We start from the raw sequence: 18,317 nt of genomic DNA on the forward strand, positions 1-18,317 counted from the left end.
TTGGATGGAGATCATGACCGCAGCAGCCAATCCCTCAGCACCAAGCGCCCGCACCCGCGTACGCCGCGTCGCCACCAATGCGCACTACGACAGCGCCACGCTGCACGCGATCATCGACGACGCCTACCTGTGCCACATCGCTTTCAGCGACGATCACGGCGCGCACTGCATCCCGACCGCCTGCTGGCGCGACGGCGCGCACCTGTACATCCACGGCTCCAACGGCAGCCGCATGCTAAAGCGCCTGATGGAGCGGGACAGCTGCGTGACGATCACACATCTGGATGGCCTGGTGATGGCGCGGTCGGCGTTCAGTCACTCGATGAACTACCGCTCGGCGATGATCTACGGCCGCTTCGAGCTGGTGGAAGGCGACGCGGCGCGGCACGCGATGGAGACGTTCATGGAGAAGCTGGTACCAGGCCGCCAGGCCGACGTCCGCCCCGGCTCGGACAAGGAGTACGCCGCGACCACGGTGATGCGCATCGCGCTCGACGAAGCGGCCTGCAAGGTGCGCACCGGCGCGCCGAACGACGACGAGGAAGACCTGAGCTGGCCGGCATGGGCGGGCGTGCTGCCCTTCGCCCGCGTGCGCACGGCGCCGGTCACCGATCCGGCCTGCGCGATCGAAGCGCCCGACTACGTCACGCGCTGGCGGGAATGAAGGCCTCAGCCGCGCTATTGGCACTCATGATCAAGCGGTCTGAGCGAGTGGAGTAATCGCCTTGGCGATAGCGTTTCCGGCGGCGATTTCGGCGACGCGAAGGTCGTAAGCGCTTTGGAGGTTCAACCAACCTTGCGCTTCGCTACCAAAATAACGTTCTAGACGAAGGGCGGTGTCAGCGCTCACACCGCGATCGCCTTTCGTTATTTCGCTGAGACGCGAGTAAGGGACATGCAGGGCCAGCGCCACAGCACGCACGCTGACGCCCATGGGCTTGATGTAGTCCTCCAGTAAAATCTCGCCGGGGTGGACGGGACGCATACCGCTCTTTAACATAATGAACTCCGTTTCTATTTTCACTTTCGATGTCGAGCAATACCCAGTCAGTGCGGGTCCTCAATCAGCACATCGTAGGGCCCGCAATCACTCCACTTGAAGCTCAGGCGCCACTGGTCATTGATCCGGACATGCCATGCCCCGTCGTACTCCTTCAGGTCATTACCTGGAGGGACCTTCATAAAGTTCACCGAAGGAGCCGCGTCAAGCTGGGCGAGCTTACGCTCGGCTACGCTCTTGATGTTACGAAATCGACGGCTTTTTCCCGTTGTGAACAGGGCTTGTGTTTCTCTGCACGCAAAAGATTGAATGGGCATGGAAAAAGGTTATCTGTTAACCGGTTACCAGTCAACCCGGTACCTCAAGTGTCGGCTGCGGACGGTCACGGACGGTTTCGGACAGCTTCGGACAGCTTCGGACAGTTTAGTGTTAGTGGGCTTCTATAAAAATCAGCGACTTACGATGGCATGGATAATGCTTAATTTGCAAGTCGCCTTTTTCTCATTCACCCCTCCACGGTCCCTATGCCCAATCCACGCCTGCTCATCGCCTTCGTCTTCTGCACCGCCGCCACCGCGCACGCGGCCGATACCTTCACCTTCTCGAACCCGCCCGGCCCGCATGCGGTCGGCGTGAAGTTCGTCCAGCAGTACGACCGCACCCGCGTATTCAAGAAGCAGATCGACCTGGCCACCGGCGAGCCGACGCAAGGCGAGCGCGCCCGCCCGATGCAAACCCTGGTGTGGTATCCGGCGGCGCGCGGCGGCCAGCCGGTCAGCTACCGCCAGTATCTGGAGACGATGGCGACCGAGGATGAGTTCACGCGCGACGCGGCCGAAGTCAAGCGGATGACGGACGACCGCATCGCCAACAACGCCGGCGTACGTCGTGAAGCGCTGTTGCGCGACGTGGCCCGTCCTATGCAGGCGGTGCGCGATGCGCGTGCGGAGAACGGCAAGTTCCCGGTCGTGATCTATGCGCCGAGTTACTCCGCGCCCGCCATCGAAAACACCGACTTGTGCGAATACCTCGCCAGCCAAGGCTACATCGTGTTGTCCAGTCCATCGCTCGGCGCGCACACGCGCTCGATGACGGTTGATCTGGAGGGCGTGGAAACGCAGGCGGCCGACATCTCCTACCTGATCGCTTACGCAAGCACGCTGCCGCAGGCAGATACCAGCAAGGTGGCGGCGGTCGGCTTCAGCTGGGGCGGACTGGCGAACGTGTTCGCCGCCGCGAAGGACGAGCGTATCAAGGCGGTCGTCAGCCTCGACGGCTCGCTGCGCTCCTACGCGCAATACGTCGACGGCGGCAAGGAAGCAGCCAAGTATGTGACGCCGACCCGCGTCGCCGTGCCGCTGCTGTTCGTCGGCGCGCGCCCCAAGACGGTCGAGCTCTTGAACAGCAGCGACACCAAGACCCACTACTCGTTCATGAACCAGATGAAGTACTCGGACGTGTATATCGTGTCGCTGCTGCCGATGAAGCATGGAGACTTTTCGTCGTATGGAGTCCGGATGCAGCAGGATAACGAGTTCGGCGACTACTCGCGTGACGAGATCTCGCTGGCGCACAGCTGGGCGATGCGCTACACCCGCTACTTCCTCGACGGCTATCTGAAGGAAGACGCGGCGGGCCTGGCCTTCGTCAACAACACGCCGGCGGCGAACAAGGCGCCGCCGCACATGGTCCTCACCGACATCCGCCGCAAAAAGGACATCGTGCCGGCGACGCTGGAGAATCTGGTCAAACGCCTGGCCGCCGACGGCTTCGACAAGGTGATTCCCGTCTACGATCAATTCACCAAGCAGGACGCCGAGTTCAAACTCGATGTCAATGAGATCTACGGCTGGGGCGCGCAACTGGCGCGGCTGAATCGTCCGGCGCAGGCACGTGAAATCTTCCGCCTCGGAGTCCATGTGAATTCTGAACTGGGCTTTATGTACGACGGCCTGGCGGAAATGCAGGCCAAGACCGGGCAGACGCAAGACGCGGTGAAAAATTATCGCCGCGCGCTCGAACTCGACCCGAAGAACACGGATGCCGCGAAATATCTGAAAGAGCACGACGGCGAGCAAGGCAAGCCGGCACCATGATCAAGGCCTCGCGCCGGCGTGGTAGTAGCGGGCCGGCACAGGCTCGGCGGTTACAGGCCGGGTGGAGGCGCCCGATGCGACAGGGTGCGCAGCGACCGCGCTGCGCCACGCGCAACGGGGCGCGCCTGATCGGCGGCGCTTATGCGGCAGGCTGCCGCTGCTCTCGCCACCACAGTCCCAACATGCATAGCGCGAACAGCACGGCAAACGGCGCGACCGGCAAGGGCCGGCTCGCCGGTTCGCTCGCCGACTCGCTGTTCACGCCAGCGCCGACGCCGACGCTGACGGGAAGCGCCCGTGCTGCGTATTGCGCCGTGGCGTCGCGGCGGAGCGCTCTTTGCCATGCTGGCCAGTCCTGGGCCGCATAAACGTATTCCAGGCCCGGCTCCGCCACGCCCGCGCTGGTGAACTTCATCCAACCGGATTTCTGCGGCCACAACGCCGTGCATATCGCATCGGCCTTGTCGGCACGCGACTGTAAGCGCAGCTCGGCGGCGCCTTCCACTTGCAGCGTGGTGCCGGCTTTCGCACCCTGCGCGCACAACTCGCTGCGCAGGCCTGGCAATGGCATGGCGTCCGGCAGCTGCCACCCGGCCTTCTGTACGCTGGCCAGTGCGATCTGGTCCATCGCTCCCTGCCACCACAGCGTTAAAGCCTGCGGCGCGCTGATCGCGTAGCGATGCCAGTCCGACACGCCGATCCAGATCACTCGCCCCTGCCTCAAATCGCGCTGCCAGAGCCACGGCTGTTTCTTGCCGTCGCGCGCAAGAACCGACCATGGAGCACCGACATTGTCAGCGGGGTTCAACGTCGCAGGCGGCATCGACAACGCGACGCCGGCCACGCTGAACTGGCGGACGTCCTCCTTCTCGGTGGTCGGCGACTGCTGACGTAGCGACAGGCCGAGCTCGCGCTGCCACAACGACGCATCGGCGGCGTTACCGCCCAGGATCACCATTGGCACGCCCTGCCCGGTCTGCGCCAGCAAGGCCGCGCGCGCGGACGGCGACAGATGCTCGACGTAGGCCGCATCGACGAACATCGCATTCGGCGCGGTCAATGGCGCGCGTGCGGTTTCACTACGGGCGATCGCCTTGCCCAGCGTGACGCTCCAGTCCACGATCGCGCTGCCGTCGGCGAGCAATTGGTTCAACGCGCGGGCATCGAACGACGGTGCGTCGAAGCGGCCCTGTATTTGCAGCGGCAGCGCATCCTTGACCTGCAACGGAATCGGACCTTGCGCGACGATCTTGCCCGCAGCATCCAGCAGGCGGGCTTGCAGCACCATGTTCTCGGCGACCGGTGGCAGCCACTGAACGGATAACTGCGGCACCGGCGCAACATTGCCGGCGGCGGCCGTCGTCACGCCACGGCCCGGGGCGGCGGTGGCAACGGGGGCGCCAGTTGCGGTGGTCGCCTTGGCTGCGCCGGAGACGGCAATGGCGGTGGCAGCGGCGACGGCGTTGGCAGTGGCGACGGCGGTGGTCTCGCTGGCGCCGGGCGCGCTAGTAGCGGCCGCGCCGGAATCCGCGAGCACCTGCTTGTTCTCGGCCAGCAGCTGCAGGCGCCATCCGGCTTGCGCTGGCGCTCGGCGCACGGTCAGCGTGAAGATCCGGCCCAGCGACATCGTGCGCGGGAAGTCGAGCCATAGCAGATCCGCAGCGGCAGGCTTCCATTGCACCGGCCGTGCAGGCAGATCGCGCCACTCGGCCTCGCGCAGACCATCGCCGGTCAACGCAATCGCGGCGGCGCGCGGAATCGCCAACCGATCCGCGTCGCTGAGCTGTCCCGCCGAACCGGTGTCGACGGCCAGCGCGCCCGCGCCGGCGGCGGGCAGCCGCAGGTCGGCAACCATCAAGGCCAGCGCAACGCCGGCCACACCGGCCAGCAGCGCGTTGATCCATTTACGCTTGCGGCCATACAGCGCGGCGCTCACCACGCCGGTGGCCAAGGAGGCCAGCGGCGGCGCGATCGACGCAAAATCCGTAGACATCATCATTTCTGTTGCTCCTTACCGCTCCAGGCCTGACGGAACGGACTATCCGCCACAGGCCGCGCTTGCAACAGCACTGGCGCATCGACCAGCGTCCCGCGCAGCCACGCGCGCAGCTCGCCGCGACAAGGCACGCAGCCATCCAGCACATCCTGCACCGCGCGCTGGGCGCTGAGTTTTTGCTCCTGATCGGCGATGCGGGCGCCGATGGCGTCACGCGCCGACTTGCTCCACAACGCCGGCAACGGGCCATCCTGCGCCAACGCCTGCACCAACTCGCGCACCTCCGCCGGCACGCTGTCGCTAGCCGCGCCTTGCGCACGTTTGTAGCTCATCGCACCGACGATATCGCCGCTCATGCGCTTTTCCTCCTTCAGCGCCGGCGGCACGAAGGCGGTGCGGTGCAAATACACGCGCTCGGCGGCCTGCAATTCCTTGATCGCCTCCAGCGCCTTGTACTCGGGCGGCAGCGCGGCCTTGGGCGTGATGGCGCGTAGCGATTTCTCCGCATCCCACATTGCCGACAAAGCGCGCTTCAGCACCGCCTTGGTCTGCGGATCGAAGATGGTGGCGTTGTCCTCCTGATCGTGCGCGTGGCCGAACTCCTTCATGACCGCGATCTCGCCGCCGGCTTTCTCGCCGCCGCCATGATGCTCCTCATGCTCATGCTCGTCGCCGAACAGGCTGGATTCCTCGCCGAGGAACTGGCCGTAGCGCAGACGCAGCGCGGATTGGTCGGTGGCGATGCCTTCGCTACGCTCACGCAACGTGGCCGCCGCCATGTTCGGATACGCTTGCAGATCGGCCAGCAGCTGCTCGGTGTCGATGATGATCTGGCGCTGGCTGCGCAGGTTCTCCGGCTTGACCATGGCCGGCAGCGCGGTCGAGTCCAGGCTTTCGGCTTCGGGGCCGGGCAGGCGCAGTGTGTAGGTCGGCGATTGCGTGGTGTGCGGATTGCCCGGCGCGTTGTCGGTGGCGCGCACGAAGAAGTACAGTTCGTCGCCCGGCTCCATGCCCAGTTCCGCCAGCGTCCATTGTTTTTTCCAGTTGCGGACCTTGGGGTCGGAACCTTGCGGCAGCGGCACTTCACGGTCGGTGAAGCGGACGTTCTCGCCGCTGCCGCGCGCCAGCGTCATGTGCAGGCTGGCGCGGACGATGGCGTAGTCGTCGCGGGCGGCCACCGAGAGTTGGACCGTCTGCGCGTCCTTGCGCATCAGGTAGATCAACTCGGTCGGCTCGACGATGGTGACTTGCGGCGCCTGGTCGGGCGTGACGCGGATGTTGTAGCGGGTGCCGGCATTGCCGCGCGCGCGCCAGAACAGCGATTCCTCCACCCGCTTGGCGGCGCAGTCCTTGGTGACGGTCAGCGTTTGACCGTCGCCCAGCTCCACCACTGGCTGTGTGCCGCTTGGGTTGCGGACGCACCAGCGGATTTCGGAGAATTGCGGCACCTGGATGTCGCGCGCGCCGGTTTCGAAGGCGGCGACGCCGGTGTAGGCTGGCGGTGTGACGCGCAGATAGACTTCGCCGTCGACGATGGCTTTGTTGGCTTGCGTTGCGGCGGCTGGCGCTGGAGGCGTGGCTTGCCGGCCGTGGTAGCCCCATGCGGCGCCGGCGGCCAGGATGCTGAGGACGATCGGCAGCACGCCGAAGCGCACGCGGTTGCGGGCGATGCTGCGATAGTCGTCGTCGGTCAGGATGCTGGCCAGGCGGGCTTGCAGGCGTTGTTGTTGCAGTCTGGCGATGGGCGTTTGGGCGTCGGTGGCCAGCAGGGTGCTGCTGTCTTCCAGTGCGGGGATGGCGGCGTTCAGCCAGGAGAGCCATTGGCTGTTGATGCGTTGGCGCCAGCGGTAGATGTCCGTTGCGAGCCAGATGGCCCATGGGAGCATGGCGGCCATTGCGAACGTGCGGGCGGTCGGCAGCGCGATGGCGGCGATGGCCAGCGGTGCGAGGGCGGCCAGCCATTGCGGGGCGCGGCGGCGCAGGACGGCGTTCCACAGCCGGCTGCGCAGGTGGTCAGTTTCGCCGGGCATGAGTCAGGATCCGTTCCAAGATGAAGAGCGCCAGCAGGGCGAGCATGAGCCAGGTGGCGGGCTTGGCGTCGATGATCGGTGGCAGGGCGCGGGCGGCGGTGAAGGTTTGCGATGGCGTTGGGTAGGCTGGCGCCGGGGCGGCTTGCAGCAGCTGCCAGGTTTCGTAGAGGGCGCGGGCGGTGTCGGCGTCGCGGGGCGGGAAGGCGTCCGAGGTCCATAGGCGGCCGCGCGGGCTGTCAGCGTATTTCAGCGTGATGCCGTTGATCGTCAGCGTGGAGGTGTTTGCCAGTTCGGGGAAGGCTGCGGCCGACGCGGTGGCGAGCCACCAGTGCGGAGCGCGCCAATTGCCCGGCGGCGTGGCATTTGGCGAGTCCCAGACGATGAGCTTCGTGCCGGTTGTCGGTTCGGCGGCGAGCGCGTGGCGGCCGGCGCCATTGCCGGCGCGGTCGAAGGCGGCGAACAGCGCGCGCCAGTTCCCCGCACGATCCGGCCCTGCAGCTAATGCAATGCGATGCTCGGGCGGCGCAGCGACAGGCGAGCCAGCACGGGATACATCCGATGCGGCAGTGGCCGACGAGGCGACGGCGGCCGGCGCGGCGGCGGTGGCGGGCGACGCGGCGGTGGCGGGCGACACGGCGGCGGCGGCGGCGGCGGGCGACGCTGCAGTGACGGGCGGCGCGGTAACGGCGGCGGTCGCGGCGGCGGGCGACGCGGCGGTGGCGGGCAGCGCGGCGGGGGTGGCGGGCGGCGTGGCGGCGGCGGGCGGCGCGGCGGAGGTGGTGCCGGCGGCCGGTGTCGTGCGCAGTTCTACTTGGTGGCTGAATTGCGGCACGCGGGCCGGCATCGCGATTTGGTCGGCGCGGGCGACGATCAGCAGCTTCGCTTCGTTGCGCCAATCGCGCTCGTGCTCGCGCAGCCATTGCAGCGCGTCGGCGGGCAGCGCGATGCGCGATGCGCCGGCCAGACCGGCGGCGGCGATCTGCCGCTCTGCCCACGCTTTATCGGCGCCGGCGTCCAACAGCACCGTATCACCGCGCCACGGGAAGATGGTCGCGGCCAGCCAGGCGATGAGCGCGACCAGCATCAGGCAGCGCACCAGCAGCAGGATCGGGGCGCGCCACTTCCATATGCGCAGCTGCTCCGGCGCGGCGGCCGGCAGGAAGCGCGCGGTCGCCAGCGGCTCGGCTTTCAAACGCTGCCGCTTCTGGCGGTGCCACCAGATCGGCAACAGCAACACCGGCAGCGCAAGCCACCAGAACGGATAAGAACTCAACATCATCTTGCGCGTGCTCCCGCCAATTGCAACCAGCTGCGCAACACCGCATGCAGCGGTTGTTCGATGCGCGCTTCGTACTGCACGATATTGTTCTGACGGCAGCTGGTCGCGACGGCGTCGAAATGCGCGCGGCTTTGCTGCTTGTAGCTTTCGCGGTCGGCGTTGCTCATGCGGTGCAGGCCGTCGTTCTGTTCAGGGTCGCGATAGCCGGAGCCGGATTTGAACGTGGCGTCCACCTCCGCCTGCGTGCGCAACGTCAGCAGGCGCACATCGTGACGCAGGTTGCGCAGGCGTAGCAGCGCTTCGCTCAGCGGCGACGGCCAGTCGAGGAAATCGCTGGCGGCGAAGATCAGGCTGGGCGAGCGGGCGAAGTGGAGATTCGCTTTCAAGACCTCTGCGGTCGGCAGCTGGCCTTCAGGCTTGACCTTGGCCAGTTGCGCCAGCACGCGCTGCAGCTGGCGCGGTCCGCGCGACGCCTGCGTGAATTCGACCTTGCCGCCGCTGCACACCACCAGCCCGAATGCGTCGCCCTGGCGTTGCGCGATCGCCGCCACGCAGGCCAGCGCGGTGCGCGCGAACCACAGCTTGTCGATGCCGTTGATTTCGCGGCTAGGCTCCGCCATCGACGCGGTCGCGTCCAGCCACAGCCAGGTGGCGACGTGGCTGTCGCGCTCCGCCTCGCGAACGAAGTAGCGGTCGGCGCGCGCCAGCAGCTTCCAGTCCACGCGACGCCATTCGTCGCCCGGCGCATAGGCGCGGTACTCGGAGAACTCGACGCCGGCGCCACGCTCGCGACCAGCGTGCAGCCCGTGCCCCAGGCCCGCCAGCACGTGACGAATCACCAGCTCAAGGTCCTTGGTCTGGGCCATCGCGCTCATGGCGCTTGCCGTGCCGGAGGCGCCGGCCGAGGATGCGGATCCGGCCGCCCCGGCCGCGCGTTTGCCGTCGGACGCCGACGCGCGGGAATCGTCCGAGCGCGCGGCGCCGGATGCCGGCGCGTCGGCATTGGCCGCGCGTGCGGCGGCATCGGCGGGCGATTTCGAAGATGATTGCATCGGCGCTTAATCGGGGCGGATGTGCTCGCGCAGCGCCAGCAGGATCTCGGCGATCGCGACGCCGTCGGCTTCCGCTTCGAAGTTGCGGATCACGCGATGCGCCAGCACCGGCAGCAGCATCTCGCCGATATCCTCGCGCGTGACGGCCAAACGGTTATGCATCAGCGCGCGCGCCTTGGAGGCCAGCACCAACGCCTGCCCCGCGCGCGGACCCGCGCCCCAGCCCACGTGCTTCTTCACCGCCGGCACCGTCGTCAGCGCCGGCCGCGTGGCGCGCACCAGCCGCGTCGCATACGCCAGCAAATGGTCGCCGATCTCGATATCGCGCACCAGCTGCTGCAAGCGCAGCAAGGTCGCCACGTCCATCACCGGCTCCGCATCCTTCAAGCCGGCGTGGGTGGTGGCGGAAACCATCGCGATCTCCTCTTCCTCGGTCGGATAGACCACGTCGATGCGCAACAGGAAGCGGTCCAGCTGCGCCTCCGGCAGCGGATAGGTGCCCGCCTGCTCGATCGGATTCTGCGTCGCCAGCACGAAGAACGGCTTCGGCAGCTTGTGCGTCTGGCCGGCGAAGGTGACGCTGCGTTCCTGCATCGCCTCCAGCAAAGCCGACTGCGTCTTCGGCGGCGCGCGGTTGATCTCGTCGGCCAGCAGCACCTGCGTGAACACCGGCCCTTGCTGGAAGCGGAACTCGCGCTTGCGCGTCGCATGGTCCTCTTCCAGGATCTCGGTGCCGACGATATCCGACGGCATCAGGTCGGGCGTGAACTGAACGCGATGGAAGTCCAGCTCCGTCGCCTGCGACAGCGACTTGACCAGCAGCGTCTTGCCCAGCCCCGGCACGCCTTCGACCAGCGCATGGCCGCCGGCCAGCAAACAGATGATCAGCGAATCGATCACGTTTTCCTGACCGATGATCACCTTCGACATGCTCGCCTTCAGCGCCGCCACCTTGGCGCTCAGCGCGCCGATTTCATTTTCGCTCCAGGCGATTGCACTATCCAAGATCAAGCTCCCAACGCATATTGAATGATATTGACCGCAAAGCGGGTGTTGTCGATGACGAGGAACCGCTTGTTGCGGAAGTCGTAATCCCACTCGCAGCCATAGTCCTTGTTGCTGTACAAAAGCCGCACCCGGCCGCCGACTTCGACCGCCTTCAGGTAGTCGTGCACCAGATCGTCGCCCCAGCCGTTCAGCTCCACCACCGTATTCGGCGGCCCGTCGAACTTGAAGAAGCTCGAATACACCGGATGGTTGTTCGGGATCTTGTGCAGCGCCTTCGGCCCGAAGATGCGGGCGATTTCGGCCTCGAACGATTTCGCGAACAGGCCGTCGATGTCGTGGTTGCAGTCGTCCACGAACACGAAGCCGCCGCCCTTGATGTAGCGCTCCAGGTTCTTGCGCTCGGCCGCCGTGAACTGCACCAGCTTGTGGCCGGCGAAATAGCAGAACGGCGCCTCCAGCATCTTCGGATCGGACAGCGCGACGATGCGCTCGACCGGATCGACCCGCAAGGTCGTGTATTCGACCAGCGAGTTGAGCACGTTGCTCGGCATGCGGACATCGACATCCCAATCGCCCGACTCGTAAGTCAGGCGGGTGAAATAGAAATCGTAAGAAGCCACGCCCGTCCCTACACCGCGTCCGACAGCGACGTGAAGTTGAAGTCGCGAACCTTCATCGGCGGGATCAGCATCTGGAAGCGCACCTCGTCGCCGCCGATGACCACCGGCTTGCCCAGTTCATCGATATTGTTCAGCATCGTCACCGGGCTTTCGTTGAAGCGGAAGTTCTTCACCGGATGCTTGATCTTGCCGTTCTCGATGTAGAAGGTGCCGTCGCGCGTCAGGCCGGTCAGCAGCAACGATTGCGGATCGACCATGCGGATATACCAGGTGCGCGTCACCAGGATGCCCTTCTTGGTCGACGCGATCAGCTCCTCGGTCGACTTGCCGCCGCCGGACATGATCATGTTGCCGTGACGGCCGGACGCGCGCTTGCCCTGCTTCTCGGCCCAGAAACGGGTGTAGTCCAGCGATTCGATCTTGCCGCCCTTGATCACGTCGGTGCGCTCGCGCGCCAGCATCGACTGGTTGTCCCAGCCCAGCACCGGCACTTCCGGATTCCATGGATCGGCCCAGACGTTGACCTGCTCGTCGAACAGCTTCTCGCCCAGGCGATTGCCGCCGCCCTTCTTCGACAGGAAGCTGCGGCCCTCGTCGGCCTGGCGCGCATCGAAGGCGCCGAACATGCGGCCGATGATTTCCGAGGTTGCCGCCGGCTCCAGGATCACCGTGTAGCGGCCCGGTTCCAGCGCCTTGGCCTCGACCGATTTCAGCGCTTTCTCGATCGCGATCTCGGACGCTTCGCGCGCGTCGAACTTCTTGGCGTCATTGGCGGAACGGGTCACCCAGCCGGAGCCGCGACCGTCTTCGGTGCGGGTGGTGACGGTGAAACCGAGATTACTCAAGGTCTGGTAGCCGAACACGCCGCTCGAATTGGCCACCGTCTCGAAGCCGGTGGTGTCGCTGAAGAAGCCGGCGGCCACCAGACCAGCCTTGCGCGCCGAGTTGATGCTGACCGACGCCACTTCGGCGCGGTACTCCGGATCGATGGCGGCGGTGGCTTCGCTGTAGGTCGCGGAGCCTTTGTATTCCTGCTTCTTGATCGCCGGCTGGAACTCCGGATTCTCCGGCGCCAGGCGCGCGACGTCCTCGGCGCGGCGTACGGCCTTTTCCAGCGACTTCTCGTCGAACTCATTGATCGACGCCGTGCCCTGGCGCTTGCCGAAGGCGACGCTGACGGTCAGCTGCGTGTTCTCGATCAAGCCGGCGGTCGATACCGCGTTGCGCGCGTAGCGGATATTGCCATTGCGGCTGCCGCTCAACTGCACGCGGCACTCGTCGGCCTTGGTCAGCGACATCACCTTGTCGCAAATGCGTTTTGCTTCTTCCTGGTTCAGCATCTTCATCGATTATCCAATCTTGCGGGCGGTGTTGATCACGTTGACGCCGTTGAAGCGCGTCGTCGGCGAGCCGTGCGAAACGGCGCTGACCTGGCTAGGCTGGCCTTTGCCGTCGAAGAAGGAACCGCCCATGCGCCAGTCGCGTTCATCGCACAGCGCCGTGCAGGCGTTCCAGAATTCCTGGGTGTTGGACTGGTAGGCCACATCCTCCAGCTGGTTGACGATCTTGCCGTTCTTGATCTCGAAGTACAGCTGGCCGCCGAACTGGAAGTTGTAGCGCTGCTGGTCGATCGAGAACGAACCGCGGCCGAGGATGTAGATGCCCTTCTTGACGTCCTTGATCATCTCGTCCGGCGTCAGCGGCTTCTTGCCGGCGGCCAGCGAGACGTTCGGCATGCGCTGGAACTGCACGCTGCTCCAGCTGTCGGCGTACGAGCAGCCATGCGATTCCTTCTCGCCGATGACGGCGGCCTGGTCGCGCGTGGCCTGGTAGTTGACCAGGATGCCGTCCTTGATGATGTCCCAGCGCTTCGACGCCACGCCCTCGTCGTCGTAGCCGACGCAGCCCAGCGAACCAGGCGTGGTCTTGTCGGCGACGAAGTTGACGATGTCGGAACCGTATTTGAATTTTTTCGACTGCCACTTGTCCAGCGTGGCGAAGCTGGTGCCGGCGTAGTTGGCCTCGTAGCCCAGCACCCGATCCAGCTCGGTGGCGTGGCCGACCGATTCGTGGATGGTCAGGAACAGGTGTTCCGGCGACAGCACCAGATCGTACTTGCCCGGTTCGACCGACTTCGCGGTCAGCTTCTCGCGCGCCTGGCGGCCGGCGGTGCGCGCGTCCTCGATGATGTCGTAGGCGCCCTTGTACAGCGTGGTGACGCCGCCGGCGGCCTTGATCTTGTTCCCGGCCTTGGCGTCGAAGAATTCATAGCCCATGCTGACCGGCGACGACAGGCCGTCGCGGGTGCGGAAGCGGTTGCTGGTCTTGTCCACGGCGGTCGCGGTCAGCGGCGACCACAGACGGTGGATGTCCTGGTCGATATACGAGCCGTCGGTGGAGGCGAAGTACTTCTGCTGGTTGACCTGGAACAGGTTGGAGGCCATGAAGCTGGCGCCCGCGTCCAGGCCGGCCTTGTTCGCGGCCAGCAGCATCTCGGCCTTTTCCTTGATGGCGACGTTACGCCAGTCTTTTTTGAACGGCGTGGCCCACGCCACTTCGCCCACGCCCTTGACCGGCGCCAGCACCACCGGCTCGATCTGCAGCTTGGAGTTGGCGCGCGCGATGGCGACCGCCTGGCGCGCGGCGTCCGCCACCGAGTCCGGGGTCATCACGTTGGTCGAGCAGAAGCCGTAGGCGCCGTTGGCGATCACGCGCACGCCGACGCCGGAGGATTCGGTGTTGACGATGTTTTCCACGTTCAGGTCACGGGTGGTGATGAACTGGTTCAGGTAGCGGCCGATGCGCACGTCGCAGTACGAGGCGCCGGCCTTGGTGGCGGCGTTCATCGCGGCGTCGGCCAGCGATTTCTTGAACTGCACGGCCATGGGGTTGAGCAGCTCTTCGGCCGCGATGGCGTTGCCGAACACCGGGATCAACATGCTGCCGCCGGCGGCCGCGCCTATTTTGAGAAATGAACGTCGTTCCACTATAGCTCCTGAAAAAATAAAACGGGGCCGGCGATACCGCCCGGCCCTTGGGACTTTATACCGCGTCCGACAGCGACGTGAAGTTGAAGTCGCGTACCTTCATCGCCGGGATCAGCAGCTGGAACTGCGACTCGTCGCCCGACAGGATCTCCGGCTTGCCGATTTCATCGATATTGTTCAGCATCGACACCGGGCTCTCGTTGAAGCGGAAGTTCTTGATCGGATGCTTGATCTTGCCGTTCTCGATGTAGAAGGTGCCGTCGCGGGTCAGACCGGTCAGCAGCACCGATTGCGGATCGACCATGCGGATATACCAGGTGCGGGTCACCAGAATGCCCTTCTTGGTGTTGGCGATCAGCTCCTCGGTCGACTTGTTGGTGCCGCCCATGATGATGTTACCCGGCGTGCCGATGGCGCGCTTGTTCTGCTTCTTGGCCCAGAACAGCGAGTAATCCAGGTTGGCGATCTTGCCGTTCTTGATGATGTCCTGGCGTTCGCGCGCCAGCATGGTCTGGCCGTCCCACGGCAACACCGCGACATCCTTGTCCCACGGATCGGCCCAGACGTTGACCTGCTCGTCGAACAGCTTCTCGCCCAGGCGGTTGCCACCGCCCTTCTTCGACAGGAAGCTGCGGCCCTCGTCGGCCGAACGCGCGTCGAAACTGTTGAACATATAGGCCAGGATGTCGGAGGTCGCCGCCGGCTCCAGGATCACCGTGTAGCGGCCCGGCTCCAGCGCCTTGGCGTCCACCGACCGCAGCGCCTTTTCGATCGCCACGTCGGACGCGGCGCGGGCGTCGAACTTGCTCACATCGCCGACGCTGCGCTTGGCCCAGCCGGAACCGCGGCCGTCTTCGGTGCGCACGGTGACGGTGAAGTCCAGGCCCGTGTCCTTCTGGTAGCCGAACACGCCGTTGGAATTGGCGATCGCGGTGAACTGCGTGCTGTCGGTGAAGAAGCCGGCCGAGACCAGCTTGTTCTTCTTGCTGTTCTCGATGCTGTAGGCCGCGACCTGCGCGCGGAACTCCGGATCGATGTCGGCGGTCTTCTGGAAGAAGGTCTCGGTGGCCTTGTATTCCTGCTTGCCCGGGGTCGGCATGAACTCCGGATTGTCCGGCGCCAGGCGCGCCAGGTCTTCCGCGCGGCGCACGGCTTTTTCCAGCGACTTGTCGTCGAACTCGTTGATCTGCGCGGTGCCCTGCTTCTTGCCGAAGGCGACCGACACCGTCAGCTGCGTATCTTCGATCAAACCTGCGGTCGACACCGCGTTGCGCGCGTAGCGGATATTGCCCTTGCGGCTGCCGTTGATGGCCACCTCGCACTGGTCGCCCTTGGACAGGGACAGCACCTTGTCGGTAATGCGCTTGGTCTCTTCTTGACTCAGGAATTTCATATTCTTCTCTCTCCAGGCTTAGCCGATCTTGCGGGCCGTGTTGATGACGTTGATGCCGTTGAAGCGCGTGGTGGATGCACCGTGCGAAACGATGGACACCTGCGGCGGCTGGCCTTTACCGTCAAAGAAGGAACCGCCCATGCGCCAATCGCGCTCGTCGCAGATGCCGACGCAGGCGTTCCAGAACTCCTGGGTGTTGGATTGATACGCGACGTCCTCCAGCTGCTGGCCGATCTTGCCGTTCTTGATTTCGTAGAACAGCTGGCCGCCGAACTGGAAGTTGTAGCGCTGCTGGTCGATCGAGAAGGAACCGTCGCCGACGATGTAGATGCCCTTCTTGACGTCCTTGATCATTTCGTCCGGCGTCAGCTTCTTCGCGCCGGCCTTGAGCGAGACGTTCGGCATGCGCTGGAACTGCACGTTGGCCCAGTTGTCCGCATACGAGCAGCCGTGCGATTCCTTCTCGCCGATGATGTGGGCCTGGTCGCGGGTGGCCTGGTAGTTGACCAGGATGCCGTCCTTGATGATGTCCCAGTTCTTGCACTTGACGCCTTCGTCGTCGTAGCCGACCGCGCCCAGCGAACCCGGGGTGGTCTTGTCGGCCAGGATGTTGACCAGGTCCGAGCCGTACTTGAATTTCTTCGACTGCCATTTGTCCAGCGTGGCGAAGCTGGTGCCGGCGTAATTGGCCTCGTAGCCCAGCACGCGATCCAGCTCGGTCGGGTGGCCCACCGATTCGTGGATGGTCAGCCACAGGTGTTCCGGCGACAGCACCAGGTCGTACTTGCCCGGTTCGACCGACTTCGCGGTCAGCTTGGCCTTGGCCTGCTTGCCGGCGGCGCGCGCGTCCTCGATCAGGTCATACGATTTGGTGTACAGCGTGGTGACGCCGCCGGCGGCCTTGATCTTGTGCTCGGGGCGCGCGTCGAGGTATTCGTAGCCCATGCCGACCGGCGCCGACAGGCCCTGGCGCGAGCGGAACTTGTTGGTCTTCTGGTCGACGGCGGTGGCGAAGAACGGCATCCACAAGCGGTGCACGTCCTGGTCGATGTAGGAGCCGTCGGTGGAGGCGAAGTACTTCTGCTGGTTGACCTGGAACAGCAGCGATTGCATGAAGCTGGCGCCGCCCTCCATGCCGGCCTTGTTGGCGGCGATCAGCAGCTCGGCCTTCTCCTTGATCGGCACCGCGCGCCAGTCCTTGGTGTACGGCGTGGCCCACGACACTTCGCCGACGCCCTTCAGCGGCGCCAGGATCACGGGTTCGGTCTGCAGCTTGGCGTTGGCCTTGGCGATGGCGACCGCCTGGCGCGCGGCAGCGGCCACGCCGTCCGGGGTCATGTCGTTGGTGGCGGCGAAGCCGTAGGCGCCGCCGGAGATCACGCGCACGCCGACGCCGGCCGATTCCGTGTTGGTCACGTTTTCGACGTTCAGGTCGCGGGTGGTGATGAACTGGTTCAGGTAGCGGCCCACGCGCACGTCGCAGTACGAGGCGCCGGCTTGGGTGGCGGCCGTCATCGCGGTATCGGCCAGCATTTTCTTGAATTGCAGCGCCACCGGCTTGAGTAATTCTTCCGCGGCGATCGCGCGGCCGAAGGTGGGCAGCAGCATCGTTCCAAGGGCCAGGCTACTAATATTGAGGAAATCACGTCGTTCCATCGTCTCTCCAAACGTAAGGCATTGTTGTGGGCCAGCCGCCCGAATATCCATCGCCGTTTCTGTGGTTCTAGCAATATATTAGCAACGGATTAAGGTACGGAATAGGCAAAATGCATGCCATCGGCAAATATCGTGCAATCTTCGGTTTTTGACGCCAGAAGTGTCCGCTAATGTGTCCGATGGGTGTCCGCAGAGTGTCCGGCGCTTGTCCGCGGCGCACGGTCCGCACCGCCCGGGTGCGCGCGCCCGATTCGCTTGACCTGCCGGCGTGCTTGAACGATGATCGCGCTGGGCGGCTATCGCCGCCGGGCGCCACCAACACCAACCATCGGGAGACTTTGCATGAAACGATACGCACTGGCCGCACTGGCCTCCACCATGCTGTTCGCCGCCACCGGCGCGGCCCAAGCCGACGACGCGCTGAAGGCGGCGGTCGCCGCCAAGTCGCGCACGCCGGCCAACGTGGAGCGCGACGTGTATCGCCATCCGTACGAGACCCTGAACTTCTTCGGCATCAAGCCGACCATGACGGTGGTGGAGCTGGCGCCGGGCGGCGGCTGGTACACCGAGATCCTGGCGCCCTACCTGCGCGACCAGGGCAAGCTGATCGTGGCCGGCAACGACATCGCGTCGCCGAGCGAGGGTGAGCGCAAAGGCGCGGAGCGTTTCCTGGCGCGCCTGAACGCCAAGCCCGAGGTGTACAACAAGGTGGCGCTGGGCGTGTTCTCGCCGCCGCGCAAATATGAAATGGCGCCGGCCGGCAGCGTCGACATGGTGCTGACGTTCCGGAATATCCACAACTGGATTCCGGCCGGCCCGGAGAAGATGAAGGAGCTGTTCGCCAACATCTACACGGTGCTGAAGCCGGGCGGCGTGTTCGGCGTCGAGGAGCACCGCCTGCCGGCGTCAAAGACGCAGGATGCGGAGGCCAGCAGCGGCTATATGCACGAGAAGTATGTGATCGGTCTGGCCGAGGCGGCGGGCTTCAAGCTGGCCGCCAAGTCGGAGATCAACGCCAATCCGAAGGACACCGCCGACCACAAGGGCGGCGTGTGGTCGCTGCCGCCGACCTACGCCAACAAGGACGTGGACCGCGCCAAGTACCAGGCCATCGGCGAGAGCGACCGCATGACGCTGAAGTTCGTCAAGCCGTAAGCTTTACCCCTCAAGCGGCGAGCCGCCGCCGGGGTCAGACCCCGT

Annotated in this window: 15 protein-coding genes; 3 read left to right on the plus strand and 12 right to left on the minus strand. The window is 65.2% G+C overall.

The window, feature by feature from the left end; all coding sequences use genetic code 11:
- Nucleotides 1–13 precede the first annotated feature (13 nt).
- Nucleotides 14–664: a pyridoxamine 5'-phosphate oxidase family protein gene (locus tag GW587_RS02010; protein ID WP_166097911.1), complete on the plus strand. Its 651-nt coding sequence runs from the start codon at nt 14–16 to the stop codon at nt 662–664.
- A gap of 30 nt (nt 665–694) precedes the next feature.
- On the opposite strand, the gene GW587_RS02015 is transcribed toward GW587_RS02010, so the two are convergent.
- The gene (locus tag GW587_RS02015) at nt 695–1,000 is read right to left on the minus strand and encodes a HigA family addiction module antitoxin (RefSeq protein ID WP_166097914.1); all 306 of its coding nucleotides are present in this window, start codon (nt 998–1,000) and stop codon (nt 695–697) included.
- A 47-nt stretch (nt 1,001–1,047) separates the two neighbouring features.
- Nucleotides 1,048–1,317 carry a type II toxin-antitoxin system RelE/ParE family toxin gene (locus GW587_RS02020; RefSeq protein ID WP_166097916.1) on the minus strand — a complete coding sequence of 90 codons (270 nt, stop codon included), beginning with the start codon at nt 1,315–1,317 and terminating at the stop codon, nt 1,048–1,050.
- A 207-nt stretch (nt 1,318–1,524) separates the two neighbouring features.
- On the opposite strand from GW587_RS02020, the gene GW587_RS02025 reads away from it, so the two are divergent.
- Nucleotides 1,525–3,096, plus strand: a complete 1,572-nt coding sequence (locus GW587_RS02025) for a CocE/NonD family hydrolase (RefSeq protein WP_166097918.1) — start codon at nt 1,525–1,527, stop codon at nt 3,094–3,096.
- 139 nt (nt 3,097–3,235) lie between these two features.
- Here the strand turns inward: GW587_RS02025 and GW587_RS02030 are convergent, their stop codons facing one another.
- From GW587_RS02030 to GW587_RS02075, 10 genes are read right to left on the minus strand one after another with little or no spacing between them, the layout of a single operon-like run.
- Nucleotides 3,236–5,095 (minus strand): hypothetical protein, encoded by a 1,860-nt coding sequence (locus GW587_RS02030; protein ID WP_229259253.1) that lies wholly within the window; start codon nt 5,093–5,095, stop codon nt 3,236–3,238.
- Complete coding sequence (locus GW587_RS02035; protein WP_166097920.1) at nt 5,092–7,122, minus strand: DUF4175 family protein; 2,031 nt, start codon at nt 7,120–7,122, stop codon at nt 5,092–5,094. The genes GW587_RS02030 and GW587_RS02035 overlap by 4 nt, the downstream gene beginning before the upstream one ends.
- On the minus strand, nt 7,106–8,401 hold the full coding sequence (locus GW587_RS02040) for a BatA domain-containing protein (RefSeq protein ID WP_166097922.1): 1,296 nt from the start codon (nt 8,399–8,401) through the stop codon (nt 7,106–7,108). The genes GW587_RS02035 and GW587_RS02040 overlap by 17 nt, the downstream gene beginning before the upstream one ends.
- Nucleotides 8,398–9,453 (minus strand): DUF58 domain-containing protein, encoded by a 1,056-nt coding sequence (locus GW587_RS02045; RefSeq protein WP_229259254.1) that lies wholly within the window; start codon nt 9,451–9,453, stop codon nt 8,398–8,400. The genes GW587_RS02040 and GW587_RS02045 overlap by 4 nt, the downstream gene beginning before the upstream one ends.
- Nucleotides 9,454–9,459: 6 nt before the next feature.
- A complete protein-coding gene (locus GW587_RS02050; protein ID WP_166097925.1) occupies nt 9,460–10,458 on the minus strand; it encodes an AAA family ATPase in 999 nt (332 codons plus the stop codon).
- A gap of 2 nt (nt 10,459–10,460) precedes the next feature.
- On the minus strand, nt 10,461–11,081 hold the full coding sequence (locus GW587_RS02055) for a DUF4159 domain-containing protein (RefSeq protein ID WP_166097927.1): 621 nt from the start codon (nt 11,079–11,081) through the stop codon (nt 10,461–10,463).
- 8 nt (nt 11,082–11,089) lie between these two features.
- Nucleotides 11,090–12,427, minus strand: coding sequence for a TldD/PmbA family protein (locus GW587_RS02060; RefSeq protein WP_166097929.1), 1,338 nt, complete (start codon nt 12,425–12,427; stop codon nt 11,090–11,092).
- 3 nt (nt 12,428–12,430) lie between these two features.
- The gene (locus GW587_RS02065; RefSeq protein ID WP_166097931.1) at nt 12,431–14,068 is read right to left on the minus strand and encodes a TldD/PmbA family protein; all 1,638 of its coding nucleotides are present in this window, start codon (nt 14,066–14,068) and stop codon (nt 12,431–12,433) included.
- A gap of 55 nt (nt 14,069–14,123) precedes the next feature.
- Nucleotides 14,124–15,461 (minus strand): TldD/PmbA family protein, encoded by a 1,338-nt coding sequence (locus GW587_RS02070; RefSeq protein ID WP_166097933.1) that lies wholly within the window; start codon nt 15,459–15,461, stop codon nt 14,124–14,126.
- An 18-nt stretch (nt 15,462–15,479) separates the two neighbouring features.
- A complete protein-coding gene (locus GW587_RS02075) occupies nt 15,480–17,117 on the minus strand; it encodes a TldD/PmbA family protein (protein WP_166097935.1) in 1,638 nt (545 codons plus the stop codon).
- Between the two features lie 342 nt (nt 17,118–17,459).
- Between GW587_RS02075 and GW587_RS02080 the strand changes: the two genes are divergently transcribed.
- The gene (locus GW587_RS02080; RefSeq protein ID WP_166097938.1) at nt 17,460–18,272 is read left to right on the plus strand and encodes a class I SAM-dependent methyltransferase; all 813 of its coding nucleotides are present in this window, start codon (nt 17,460–17,462) and stop codon (nt 18,270–18,272) included.
- Nucleotides 18,273–18,317 lie beyond the last annotated feature (45 nt).

The sequence above is a fragment of the Duganella aceris genome, assembly GCF_011090165.1.
GTDB lineage: Bacteria > Pseudomonadota > Gammaproteobacteria > Burkholderiales > Burkholderiaceae_D > Rugamonas > Rugamonas aceris.

What these genes read in the sequence shown, in the direction of transcription:
- GW587_RS02015 (WP_166097914.1), bottom strand. Translation starts at nt 1,000, where the DNA reads ATGTTAAAGAGCGGTATGCGTCCCGTCCACCCCGGCGAGATTTTACTG.
- GW587_RS02080 (WP_166097938.1), top strand. Translation starts at nt 17,460, where the DNA reads ATGAAACGATACGCACTGGCCGCACTGGCCTCCACCATGCTGTTCGCC.
- GW587_RS02040 (WP_166097922.1), bottom strand. Translation starts at nt 8,401, where the DNA reads ATGATGTTGAGTTCTTATCCGTTCTGGTGGCTTGCGCTGCCGGTGTTG.
- GW587_RS02030 (WP_229259253.1), bottom strand. Translation starts at nt 5,095, where the DNA reads ATGATGATGTCTACGGATTTTGCGTCGATCGCGCCGCCGCTGGCCTCC.
- GW587_RS02035 (WP_166097920.1), bottom strand. Translation starts at nt 7,122, where the DNA reads ATGCCCGGCGAAACTGACCACCTGCGCAGCCGGCTGTGGAACGCCGTC.
- GW587_RS02025 (WP_166097918.1), top strand. Translation starts at nt 1,525, where the DNA reads ATGCCCAATCCACGCCTGCTCATCGCCTTCGTCTTCTGCACCGCCGCC.
- GW587_RS02075 (WP_166097935.1), bottom strand. Translation starts at nt 17,117, where the DNA reads ATGGAACGACGTGATTTCCTCAATATTAGTAGCCTGGCCCTTGGAACG.
- GW587_RS02060 (WP_166097929.1), bottom strand. Translation starts at nt 12,427, where the DNA reads ATGAAGATGCTGAACCAGGAAGAAGCAAAACGCATTTGCGACAAGGTG.
- GW587_RS02070 (WP_166097933.1), bottom strand. Translation starts at nt 15,461, where the DNA reads ATGAAATTCCTGAGTCAAGAAGAGACCAAGCGCATTACCGACAAGGTG.
- GW587_RS02045 (WP_229259254.1), bottom strand. Translation starts at nt 9,453, where the DNA reads ATGCAATCATCTTCGAAATCGCCCGCCGATGCCGCCGCACGCGCGGCC.
- GW587_RS02020 (WP_166097916.1), bottom strand. Translation starts at nt 1,317, where the DNA reads ATGCCCATTCAATCTTTTGCGTGCAGAGAAACACAAGCCCTGTTCACA.
- GW587_RS02010 (WP_166097911.1), top strand. Translation starts at nt 14, where the DNA reads ATGACCGCAGCAGCCAATCCCTCAGCACCAAGCGCCCGCACCCGCGTA.